At 71.2% G+C, this 11,813-nt stretch carries 11 protein-coding genes and 1 pseudogene; all 12 read left to right on the forward strand.

Annotation, left to right across the window (positions count from 1 at the left end; translation table 11 throughout):
• The coding region (locus H0488_RS17300; protein ID WP_512698541.1) for a DNA repair protein RecN at positions 1–756 on the forward strand (756 nt) is incomplete at its 5' end.
• Between the two features lie 20 nt (positions 757–776).
• Positions 777–2,508, forward strand: a pseudogene (pyrG, locus tag H0488_RS17305) (CTP synthase).
• The gene (locus H0488_RS17310) at positions 2,505–3,116 is read left to right on the forward strand and encodes an NUDIX domain-containing protein (protein ID WP_183100495.1); all 612 of its coding nucleotides are present in this window, start codon (positions 2,505–2,507) and stop codon (positions 3,114–3,116) included. Before pyrG ends, H0488_RS17310 begins: the two are co-directional and overlap by 4 nt.
• Complete coding sequence (gene ald / locus H0488_RS17315) at positions 3,113–4,231, forward strand: alanine dehydrogenase (RefSeq protein WP_183100496.1); 1,119 nt, start codon at positions 3,113–3,115, stop codon at positions 4,229–4,231. The genes H0488_RS17310 and ald overlap by 4 nt, the downstream gene beginning before the upstream one ends.
• Positions 4,228–5,181, forward strand: coding sequence for a site-specific tyrosine recombinase XerD (gene xerD, locus H0488_RS17320; protein ID WP_183100497.1), 954 nt, complete (start codon positions 4,228–4,230; stop codon positions 5,179–5,181). The genes ald and xerD overlap by 4 nt, the downstream gene beginning before the upstream one ends.
• Positions 5,174–7,708: a DEAD/DEAH box helicase gene (locus tag H0488_RS17325; RefSeq protein ID WP_183100498.1), complete on the forward strand. Its 2,535-nt coding sequence runs from the start codon at positions 5,174–5,176 to the stop codon at positions 7,706–7,708. The genes xerD and H0488_RS17325 overlap by 8 nt, the downstream gene beginning before the upstream one ends.
• 207 nt (positions 7,709–7,915) lie before the next feature.
• Entirely contained in the window at positions 7,916–8,863 is a 948-nt protein-coding gene (locus tag H0488_RS17330) for a ParA family protein (protein ID WP_220794715.1), read from the forward strand.
• A 2-nt stretch (positions 8,864–8,865) separates the two neighbouring features.
• Positions 8,866–9,228: a hypothetical protein gene (locus tag H0488_RS17335; protein WP_220794718.1), complete on the forward strand. Its 363-nt coding sequence runs from the start codon at positions 8,866–8,868 to the stop codon at positions 9,226–9,228.
• Positions 9,229–9,238: 10 nt separating this feature from the next.
• Positions 9,239–10,087: a segregation and condensation protein A gene (locus H0488_RS17340; protein ID WP_312856400.1), complete on the forward strand. Its 849-nt coding sequence runs from the start codon at positions 9,239–9,241 to the stop codon at positions 10,085–10,087.
• Positions 10,077–10,727 (forward strand): SMC-Scp complex subunit ScpB, encoded by a 651-nt coding sequence (gene scpB, locus H0488_RS17345; RefSeq protein WP_183100501.1) that lies wholly within the window; start codon positions 10,077–10,079, stop codon positions 10,725–10,727. Before H0488_RS17340 ends, scpB begins: the two co-directional genes overlap by 11 nt.
• On the forward strand, positions 10,724–11,491 hold the full coding sequence (locus tag H0488_RS17350; protein ID WP_183100502.1) for a pseudouridine synthase: 768 nt from the start codon (positions 10,724–10,726) through the stop codon (positions 11,489–11,491). The genes scpB and H0488_RS17350 overlap by 4 nt, the downstream gene beginning before the upstream one ends.
• A gap of 10 nt (positions 11,492–11,501) precedes the next feature.
• Positions 11,502–11,813: prephenate dehydrogenase/arogenate dehydrogenase family protein (locus tag H0488_RS17355; RefSeq protein ID WP_183100503.1), on the forward strand; the 312-nt coding region annotated here is incomplete at its 3' end.

Here is an 11,813-nt window from a genome sequence, read left to right on the forward strand (position 1 = left end):
CAGTCTGCGTCCCGGCTGCTCGACCTCGACGCGACCGACGAGACCATCGAGCGGCTGTCGGCGGCCCGCGCCGCGCTGCGCACCGAGCTGGCCGAGGCCGCGAGCGCGCTGACCGACGCGCGCCGCGCCGCGGCGGACCGGCTCGCTGCGGCCGTGACCGACGAGCTCGGCCTGCTCGCGATGCCCGACGCCCGGATGACCATCGCGCTGCGGCGCCGGGAGGTCTCGCCCGCCCCCGACCCCGACCACCCGCCGGCCGACGCACTCCTGGTCGGCGAGCGCTGGGTGCGGTTCCTCGCCCACGGCGTCGACGAGATCGAGTTCCTGCTCGCTGCCAACACAGGGTCCGAGCCGCGGCCGCTCCACAAGGGTGCCTCGGGCGGCGAGCTGTCCCGGGTGATGCTCGCCGTGGAGGTGTGCCTGGCCGACACCAACCCGGTCCCGACCTTCGTCTTCGACGAGGTCGACGCGGGTGTCGGGGGAGCGGCGGCCGTCGAGATCGGCCGCCGGCTCGCGGCCCTCGCCCGGCACGCGCAGGTCGTCGTGGTCACCCACCTGCCGCAGGTGGCGGCGTTCGCCGACCGGCACGTCGTCGTCGAGAAGTCGTCGGACGGCACGGTCACCAGCTCCGGACTCACCACGCTCGACGACGCCGGCCGCGAGCAGGAGCTCTCCCGGATGCTCGCGGGCCTGGCCGGTTCCGACTCCGCGATCGCACACGCGCGGGAACTGCTCCAGATGGCCCGCACCCCCTGATAGGGTGGAATCCCGTGAAGCTGGCGCCACCGAGTGGGACGACGAAGCATCTGTTCGTGACCGGAGGCGTCGCCTCCTCGCTCGGGAAGGGACTCACGGCCTCGAGCCTCGGTCGGCTGCTGCGCAGCCGCGGGTTGCGGGTGACCATGCAGAAGCTCGATCCCTACCTCAACGTGGATCCGGGCACGATGAACCCCTTCCAGCACGGCGAGGTCTTCGTGACCAACGACGGCGCCGAGACCGATCTCGACATCGGTCACTACGAGCGGTTCCTCGACACCGACCTCAGCCAGATCGCGAACGTGACGACCGGCCAGGTCTACTCGCGGGTGATCGCCAAGGAGCGCAAGGGCGAGTACCTCGGCGACACCGTGCAGGTGATCCCCCACATCACCAACGAGATCAAGGACCGGATCCTCGCCATGGGCCAGGGACCGGAGGCCGTCGACATCGTGATCACCGAGATCGGCGGCACCGTCGGCGACATCGAGTCGCTGCCGTTCCTCGAGGCCGCGCGCCAGGTGCGCCACGACATCGGGCGCGACAACTGCTTCTTCCTGCACGTCTCCCTGGTCCCCTACATCGGGCCGTCCGGTGAGCTGAAGACCAAGCCGACCCAGCACTCGGTGGCCGCGCTGCGGCAGGTCGGCATCCAGCCCGACGCGATCGTCTGCCGTGCGGATCGTGAGCTGCCGGACTCGATCAAGCGCAAGATCTCCCTGATGTGCGACGTCGACGAGGAGGCGGTGGTCACCGCCGCCGACGCGCCGTCGATCTACGACATCCCGAAGGTGCTGCACCGCGAGGGGCTCGACGCCTACGTCGTACGCCGGCTCAACCTGCCCTTCCGCGACGTCGACTGGACCGTCTGGGACGACCTGCTCCGTCGCGTCCACCACCCGAAGGAGGAGGTGTCGGTCGCCCTCGTCGGCAAGTACGTCGACCTGCACGACGCCTACCTGTCGGTGGCCGAGGCGCTCCGCGCCGGCGGCTTCGCGCACGAGACGAAGATCGACCTGCGGTGGATCCCCTCCGACGAGTGCGCGACCCCCGCGGGCGCGGCCCGGCACCTCCAGGANCGCGACCCCCGCGGGCGCGGCCCGGCACCTCCAGGACGTCGACGCGGTGTGCGTGCCCGGCGGGTTCGGGGTGCGCGGCCTGGAGGGCAAGCTCGGCGCGCTGACCTACGCGCGCACCCACGGCATCCCGACCCTGGGCCTGTGCCTGGGCCTGCAGTGCATGGTTATCGAGTACAGCCGCAGCGTGCTCGGCCTCGAGAAGGCCGACTCGACCGAGTTCGACGCCGACACACCCGAGCCGGTGATCTCGACGATGGCGGAGCAGAAGGAGATCGTCGAGGGCGACGGCGACCTCGGGGGCACGATGCGGCTCGGCCTGTACGCCGCCCGGCTCGCGGAGGGCTCGGTCGTCGCCGAGGCCTACGGCGCCCGGGAGATCGAGGAGCGGCACCGCCACCGCTACGAGGTCAACAACGCCTACCGCGACCGGCTCGAGGAGGCCGGCCTGGTCTTCTCCGGGCTCAATCCGGACCTCGACCTGGTCGAGTTCGTCGAGCTGCCGCGCGAGGTGCACCCCTACTACGTCGCGACGCAGGCGCACCCCGAGCTCCGGTCGCGGCCGACCCGGCCGCATCCGTTGTTCGCCGGGCTGATCGGCGCCGCCCTCGACCGCCAGCGAGAGCTGCGGATCCCTCTCGACGAGTCGCACCTGCACGGCGAGCCGGTGGAGTGACCACGCCACGGCGCGGCGACACGCCGGGCGCCTGGCCCGTCGTCGGCTCGACCGACCTGCACCGCGACGCGTGGGTGGTCGCCCTCCGGAAGGACCTGATCCACCCGCCGGGCGAGGAGGACGCGGAGCCGTTCGGCCGGCTGGTCCTCGAGCACCCCGGCGCCGCGATCGCGTTCGCCGTCGACGAGCGCGACGGCGTCGAGCAGGTCTGCCTGATCCGGCAGTACCGCCACCCGGCGGGCCGGACCTTCGTCGAGCTGCCTGCCGGCATCTGCGACGTGGCCGGGGAGGACCCGATCGAGACCGCGAAGCGGGAGCTGCGCGAAGAGGTGTCGCTGGAGGCGGCGGAGTGGTCGCACCTGGCGACGACGTACCCCTCCCCGGGGATCACGGCCGAGTGCCACCACCTCTACCTGGCGCGCGGCATCACCGCGGTCGAGACCGGCTACGAGCCTCATCACGAGGAGGCTCACCTCGAGGTCTTCTGGTTGCCGGTGACCGAGCTGCTCGCGGCGGTGCTGGACGGGCGGATCCAGGAGGGGCCGGTTGCGATCGCGGTCCTCACCTACACCGTTACTCGGGGGTATCCCGTAGGGTCCGGATCGTGAGAGTCGGCGTACCCAAGGAAGTCAAGAACCACGAGTACCGGGTCGCGATCACGCCCATCGGCGTGAACGAGCTGGTCGCCCACGGACACGAGGTCTTCATCGAGACCGGCGCCGGTGGCGGATCCGGGATCCCTGACGAGCAGTACGTCGCTGCGGGCGCGACCATCCTGCCTGCGGCCGACGACGTGTGGGGAACTGCGGAGATGGTGCTCAAGGTCAAGGAGCCGGTCGCCGAGGAGTACCACCGGATGCGTCCGGGCCTGGTGCTCTTCACCTACCTCCACCTCGCCGCGGACAAGCCGTTGACCGAGGAGCTGATCGAGCGCCAGGTCACCGCGATCGCCTACGAGACGGTGCAGCTCCCGTCCGGCGCGCTGCCGCTGCTCTACCCGATGTCGGAGGTCGCCGGCTGCCTGGCGCCGCAGGTGGGCGCGCACTCGCTGCTCAAGGCCAACGGCGGCAGCGGGGTGCTGCTCGGCGGGATCGGCGGGGTGGCCAACGCGAAGGTGGTCGTGATCGGGGCTGGGGTCGCGGGCCAGAACGCCGCCAACATCGCGCTCGGCATGGGTGCCGACGTCACCCTGCTCGACACCGATCTCGACAAGCTGCGGATGTCGTTCTGGCGCTACAACAACCGGGTGCACGGCCTGGCGTCCTCGAAGCTGGCGATCGAGCAGCAGGTCACCGAGGCCGACCTGGTCATCGGTGCCGTGCTGATCCCGGGGGCCGCGGCTCCGAAGCTGGTCCCCAACTCGCTGGTGGCGCAGATGAAGCCGGGCTCGGTCCTCGTCGACATCGCCGTCGACCAGGGTGGCTGCTTCGAGGACACCCGTCCCACGACGCACGCGGACCCGACCTTCCCCGTGCACAACTCGATCTTCTACTGCGTCGCGAACATGCCGGGCGCGGTCCCGAACACGTCGACCTACGCCCTCACGAACGCGACGCTGCCCTACGCCGTCGCGCTCGCCGACAAGGGCTGGGAGCGGGCGTGCCGGGAGGACCAGAGCCTCGCGCTCGGCCTCAACACCCACGCCGGGCGGCTCACGAACCTGCCGGTCGGCGAAGCGGTCGGCATCGAGGCTGTGGCGCCGGCGGAGGCACTAGGAGCGTGACGCTCGGGCCGATCGATCGGGCGGTCAGGACCTACCTCGACCACCTGAGCATCGAGAAGGGCCTTGCCGCGAACACGCTGTCGTCCTACCGGCGCGACCTGCGTCGCTACTGCGAGTTCCTCGACCAGTCAGGGGTGGAGACGCTCGACGCGGTGAGCGAGGCGACCGTGACCGGCTTCCTGGTCCGGCTGCGCGAGGGCGATGAGGTCCACCAGCCGCTCAGCGCCTCGTCGGCCGCGCGCACCGTCGTCGCCGTCCGGGGCTTCCACAAGTTCGCGGTCGCCGACGGGCTCGCGACCATCGACCCGGCCGCGGCGGTCAAGCCGCCCAGCCCGGCCAAGCGACTCCCGAAGGCGCTTCCGCTCTCCGACGTCGAGGCGATCCTCGAGGCAGCGGGGGCGCCCGGCACCCCGCTCGCCCTGCGCGACCGCGCGCTGCTCGAGGTGCTCTACGGCACCGGTGCCAGGATCAGCGAGGCCGTGGGCCTCGACGTCGACGACATCGACCTCGACGACCCCTCGGTCGAGGATGACGCGGGCGTCGTGCTGCTGCGCGGCAAGGGCGGCAAGCAGCGGCTGGTCCCGGTCGGCTCCTACGCGCTCGAGGCGGTGTCGGCGTACCTCGTCCGCGGCCGCCCCGTGCTCCTGGCGGAGGGGAAGGGCACGCCCGCCCTGTTCCTCAACGCCCGCGGCGGCCGGCTCTCACGGCAGTCCGCCTGGGCGGTGCTCGTCAAGGCGGCGGAGCGGGCAGGGGTCACCAGGGACGTCTCGCCGCACACGCTGCGCCACTCCTTCGCGACCCACCTCCTCGACGGTGGTGCCGACGTGCGGGTGGTGCAGGAGCTGCTCGGGCACGCCTCGGTCACGACCACTCAGGTCTACACGCTGGTCACCGTCGACAACCTGCGCGAGGTCTTCGCCACAGCGCACCCCCGGGCACGCAATGGGTGACGCGAGCGACGTCGCCTACGACCGGCTGCTCACGTACGCCGACGAGCGCGGCCTCGAGCTCTACCCGCACCAGGAGGAGGCCGTCCTCGAGCTCCTCGCCGGCAACAACGTCGTGCTGGCCACCCCGACCGGCTCGGGGAAGTCGCTGGTGGCTCTCGCGGCCCACATGGCCGCGCTGGCCGACGACCGGGTGAGCTTCTACACCGCTCCGATCAAGGCCCTGGTGAGCGAGAAGTTCTTCGACCTGTGCGAGGTCTTCGGCGCCGAGGACGTCGGGATGCTCACCGGCGACGTGGCGGTGAACCCGGACGCCCCGATCATCTGCTGCACGGCCGAGGTGCTGGCCAACATCGCGTTGCGGGAGGGCGACCGCGCCGATGTCGGCCTGGTCGTGATGGACGAGTTCCACTTCTACGGCGAGCCGGGGCGCGGCTGGGCCTGGCAGGTGCCGCTGATCGAGCTGCCGCAGGCCCAGCACCTGCTGATGTCGGCGACCCTCGGTGACGTCACCGACCTTGCTGCCGACCTGACCCGGCGCAACGGCCGCGAGACCGCTGTCGTCGACGACGCCGTCCGTCCGGTCCCGCTGACCTTCTCCTGGTCGTTGACGCCGCTCGAGGAGACGCTCGAGGAGCTGGTGGCGACGGGTCAGGGGCCTGTCTACGTCGTGCACTTCAACCAGGCGGAAGCAGTGGCACAGGCGACGAAGACCCTCAACGCGAAGGCCTTCGATGCGTCCCGCGAAGCGCGCGACGCGATCGCCGAGAAGCTGGCCGACGTGCGGTTCGCGGCCGGGTTCGGCAAGACCCTGTCCCAGCTGCTGCGGCGGGGGATCGGCGTCCACCACGCGGGGATGCTGCCGCGCTACCGACGGTTGGTCGAGCAGCTTGCCCAGGCAGGGCTGCTCACCGTCATCTGCGGCACCGACACGCTCGGCGTGGGCATCAACGTGCCGATCCGGACCGTGCTGTTCACCGGGTTGGTGAAGTACGACGGCCAGCGGCAGCGGGTGCTCAAGACGCGAGAGTTCCTCCAGATCGCCGGCCGTGCCGGTCGGGCCGGGTTCGACGTCGCCGGCTACGTCGTGGTGCAGGCGCCCGAGCACGTCATCGAGAACGAGCGCGCCAAGGCGAAGGCCGCGGCCAAGAACGCCGCGATGAGCGAGGAGAAGCGCGCCAAGCGCGGGTCGAAGGCGCAGCTCAAGAAGCCGCCGCCCGGCACCGTCGTGTGGACCGAGCAGACCTTCGACAAGCTGGTCGCCGGCCGGCCGGAGCCGCTGAAGTCCCAGATGAAGGTCGACAACGCGATGCTGGTCAACGTCCTCTCCCGCGAGGAGGACGCGTTCCCCGTGCTGCGCCGCCTGCTGATGGACAACCACGAGGAGCGACGGTCCCAGCTGCGGCTGGCGAAGCGAGCGGTCCGGCTCGCGAGGAGCCTGGTCGCCTCCGAGGTGCTGACCCGGCTCGACGAGATCGACGAGCTCGGCCGCCGCTACGTCCTGACCGAGGCGCTGCCGGTCGACTTCGCCCTCAACCAGCCGCTGTCGCACTTCGCACTGGCGGCGCTGGAGGTGCTCGACCCGGACTCGGAGACGTTCACCCTCGACGTGGTGTCCGTGGTCGAGGCGGTGCTGGAGGCGCCGCGACCGCTGCTCTACGCCCAGCAGCACGCCGCGCGCGGCGAGGCGATCGCCGCGCTCAAGGCCGAGGGCGTCGAGTACGACGAGCGGATGGCCCTGATCGAGGACGTCACCTGGCCCCAGCCCCTCGCCGACCTGCTCGAGCCGCTCTACGAGACCTACCGGGAGCGCCACCCCTGGCTCTCGCCCGACGCGTTGGCGCCGAAGTCGGTCGTGCGCGAGATGTGGGAGCAGGGGATGGGCTTCACCGACCTGGTCGGGCGCTACGAGGTCGCCCGGTCCGAGGGGCTGGTGCTGCGCTACCTCACCGACGCCTATCGCGCGCTGCGCCAGACGGTGCCGGCGTCGCACCGGACCGAGGAGCTCGAGCTGCTCATCGAGTGGGTGGGGGAGACCGTCCGTCAGGTCGACTCCTCGCTGCTCGACGAGTGGGAGGCGCTCACCGACCCCGACCACGCTCCCCGCGCCGTGCTCGACCACGCCCCGCCCCCGCCGCCGCGTCCGCTCAGCCAGCAGGGCCGGGTGTTCGACGTGATGGTGCGCAACGCGATGTGGCGCCGGGTCGACCTGGTCGCGCGCGACGACCTCGACGGGCTGGAGGCGCTGGAGGCCGGGCAGCCGGACGGCCTCACCCGCGACGACTGGGACCGGGCGATCGAGGACTACTACGCCGAGCACAAGCACGTCCTCACCGACGCCGAGGCGCGCGGCCCCCTCTACTTCCAGGTCGAGCGCGGGGCGACCTCGTGGCAGGTGACCCACACCCTCCACGACCCGGCCGGCCACCACGACTGGGTGATCGAGGCCGAGGTCGACCTGGCCGCCTCGGACGAGGCCGGCGAGGCCGTCGTACGCACGATCTCGATGCGTTGCCTGTCCGGCGGTTGAGGCGCGGGCCAAGCGAGTCCCGAAACTCCCGCGTGTCTCCCCAATGTCGCCGTGTCGACATTGTTGACTGGAGCCACGATCAGTTCAGGGCGGTGGGGAAGCCGCCCGTGACGGCTTCGAGGAGACGTTTCGATGATGGGTGGGTTCTACTCAGGCTCCAGCGCTCCCGACATGCCGCCCCGGGCACGAGTCCCCGAGAGGAACGACATGCCCGACCTGCTTCCGTTCGCCCGGCCCGAGGTCGACGCCCCGACCGAGACGGCCGCGCCGCCCGCAACCGTGGCGACCGCACCGGCGGGCGCCGCGAGTGACCAGCCGCTCGGCCCGACCGGTCGGCCGATGCCCTACCTGCCCGACCCCAAGCCGGTCACCGAGCACGGCCCGGCCCGGGTCATCTCGATGTGCAACCAGAAGGGCGGGGTCGGCAAGACGACCACCACGATCAACCTCGGCGCGGCCCTGGCCGAGTACGGCCGCAAGGTGCTGCTGGTCGACTTCGACCCGCAGGGCTCGCTGTCGGTCGGTCTCGGGCTCAACCCGCACGAGATGGACAAGACGATCTACAACCTGTTGATGGACCGCACCACGCGGATCGAGGACGTGGTCGTCCCGTCCGGCGTGCCGGGCATGGACCTGCTGCCGTCCAACATCGACCTGTCCGCCGCCGAGGTGCAGCTGGTGCACGAGGTGGCGCGCGAGCAGACGCTGATGCGGGTCCTCGCGCCGGTGGTCGAGCACTACGACGTCATCCTGATCGACTGCCAGCCGTCGCTCGGCCTGCTCACCGTCAACGCGCTGACCGCGTCGGACGGCGTGATCGTGCCGCTCGAGTGCGAGTACTTCGCGCTGCGGGGAGTGGCGCTGCTCAAGAACACGATCGACAAGGTCCAGGAGCGGCTCAACCCGAAGCTCGAGATCGACGGCGTGCTCGGCACCATGTTCGACGGGCGCACCCTGCACGGGCGCGAGGTCCTCGAGCGGCTGGTCCAGGCCTGGGAGGACAAGGTCTTCCACACCGTCATCCGACGGACCGTGAAGTTCAGCGACTCCACCGTCGCCGGCGAGCCGATCACGTCGTACGCCTCCGAATCGAGCGGAGCCGACGCCTACCGGCAGCTCGCGAGGGAGGTGGCGCTGCGGTGTCTCGACGCGTGAGCCTGCCCACTGCCGACGACCTGTTCCGCCCCACCGCCGACCCCGACGCTGCTGACGCGTCCGCCCCCGCCCCGAAGGCGGGCAAGGCGGCGAAGAACGCCGCCGTCCGCGCCGTACCCGATGCTCCGGAGGAGCCGGTCGCCGAGAAGCGACCCTCCGGCCGGATCCGGCACGACGAGAAGATGACCGTCTACGTCACCGCCGACGAGCTGTTGGAGATCGAGCACGTGCGGCTGAAGCTGCGGGGTGGGCACGGCCTGGCTGTCGACCGCGGCCGCCTGGTGCGCGAGGCGCTGAGCCTGGTGCTGGCCGACTTCGAGGCTCACGGGGAGGACTCCGCGCTGGTCAGGCGACTGCGTGCGTAATGATTCGGCAGTGACCACTGCCGATCGAAGTCCGTTCGAGGTTCGCCTCGACAACTTCGAGGGTCCCTTCGACCTGCTGCTGAGCCTGATCTCGAAGCACAAGCTCGACATCACCGAGATCGCCTTGTCGCAGGTCACCGACGAGTTCATCGCGCACATCAAGCTGCTGCCGGACGACGACCTCGAGGAGACGACGTCGTTCCTGCTCGTCGCCGCCACCCTGCTCGACCTCAAGGCGGCCCGGCTGCTCCCGCAGGGCGACGTCGAGGACGAGGAGGACCTCGCGCTGCTCGAGGCGCGCGACCTGCTCTTCGCCCGGCTGCTGCAGTACAAGGCCTACAAGCTGATCGCCGGGGTGCTCGACAAGCGGCTCTCGGCCGAGTCCCGGCGCTATCCGCGGGCGGTGGGGCTGGAGGACCGGTTCGCCACCCTGCTCCCCGAGGTGCTGATCGGCATCGGGCTCGAGCAGTTCGCCGGCCTGGCCGCCAAGGCGCTGGAACCGAAGCCCGAGCTCGAGATCACCCTGCACCACATCCACGCCCCCGCGGTGAGCGTGCGCGAGCAGGCCGTGATCGTCATGGACCGCCTGCAGCGGTCGGGGACGATGACCTTCCGCGCCCTCTGCGGCGACTCGCCCGACACCCTGACCACGGTCGCCCGGTTCCTGTCCCTGCTCGAGCTGTTCCGGGAGGGCGTGGTCGCGTTCGAGCAGGCCACCGCCCTCGGTGAGCTGAGCGTGCGCTGGACCGGCACCGACGACGACCTCGACGTCGACGAGCTGATCACCGACGAGTTCGAAGGCGCACCGCCGGAGGATGCACCCGACCCCACGCCCGAGGAGAAGACCGATGACGACTGACGACGTCCTCGCCGTGCCCGTCGCCGACCTGCGTCCCGCCCTCGAGGCGGTGCTGATGGTCGCCGACCAACCGCTCGACCAGGTCGCCCTCGCCACCGCGGTCGGCTACCCCGAGGGCGAGGTCGTCGAGGCGCTCGGCGCGCTGGCGGGGGAGTACGACGAGCAGGGTCGCGGCTTCGAGCTGCGCAACGTCGCCGGCGGCTGGCGGTTCTACACCCGCGAGGAGTACGCCGCGGTCGTCGAGGCGTTCGTGCTCGACGGTCAGCAGGCCCGGCTGACCCAGGCCGCGCTCGAGACGCTCGCAGTCGTCGCCTACCAGCAGCCAGTCTCCCGGGCCCGGGTCTCGGCGATCCGTGGCGTCAACGTCGACGGCGTGATGCGCACCCTGGTCAACCGCGGTCTGGTCGAGGAGGCCGGCCACGACGGTGAGCACGGGGCGACCCTCTACAAGACCACCTCCTACTTCCTCGAGCGGATCGGTGTCGTCTCCCTCGACGAGCTCCCCGAGCTGGCGCCCTACCTCCCCGACATGGAGGACATGGAGGAAGAGCTCGCGGCGAGCGCAACCACCACCGACGAGCCCTCCGACGAGCCCTCCGCAGAGCCCACCGACGAGCCCCCCGCCGAAGGCGACGCGTGACGAGGGACATCGAGACCGACGACGACGGGCTGGTCCGACTGCAGAAGCTGCTGGCCCAGTCGGGTGTCGCGTCCCGGCGCAAGTGCGAGGAGCTGATGCTCGAGGGCGAGGTGGAGGTCGACGGCGAGGTCGTCACCCGGCTCGGCACCAAGGTCGACCCGCGGACGGCGGTCATCAAGGTCTCGGGCTACCGGCTCCCCCCGGTGAGCGACCACGTCTACCTGGTGCTCAACAAGCCGCGCGGGGTGGTGTCGACGATGGCCGACCCGGAGGGCCGGCGCACGATCACCGACGTGGTGGCCGACCGGCTGGCCGAGGACCCGGCGCTCCGGCTCTTCCACGTCGGCCGGCTCGACACCGACACGTCGGGCCTGCTGCTGCTGACGAACGACGGCGACTTCGCGCACCGGATGGCGCACCCGTCGTACGAGGTCGAGAAGACGTACGTCGCCGAGGTGTCCGGCCGGATGGCCCGCGGCACCCTGGCCGACCTGCTCGCCGGGGTCACCCTGGACGACGGCCCGGTGCAGGTGCGCCGGGCGCGGGTGATCGACGCGGCGGCGGAGAAGTCGATCGTGGAGCTGGTCATCCACGAGGGCCGCAACCGGATCGTGCGTCGCCTGCTCGACCAGGTGGGCCACCCGGTGCGCCAGCTCACCCGCACCCGGTTCGGGCCGGTGGACCTCGGGACGCTCAAGGTCGGCGCGACCCGCGAGCTCACCAACGACGAACTCGGCGCGCTCCTCGACAGCGTGGGGTTGTAGCCTGCCCGGCGTGTCTGATCTCCTCCCCGGCTCGGTCGAGATCGTCGGCGCCGGTCTGATCGGCACGTCGATCGCGCTGGCCTGCCGCCGTGCGGGCGTCGACGTACTGCTCTCCGACACGTCGGCCGAGCACCTGCGCACGGCCACCGGCCTCGGTGCCGGACGGGCGAAGGAGCCCGGCGACCAGGCGTCGTTGGTGGTGGTGGCGGTCCCGCCCGACCACCTCGGCGAGGCGATCGCGGCTGCGCTCGACGACGCCGGCGACGACACGATCGTCACCGATGTCGGCAGCGTGAAGTCCGCCCCGCTGGCGGCGGTGGCC

This window comes from Nocardioides pelophilus, from assembly GCF_014180685.1.
Lineage (GTDB): Bacteria > Actinomycetota > Actinomycetes > Propionibacteriales > Nocardioidaceae > Nocardioides > Nocardioides pelophilus.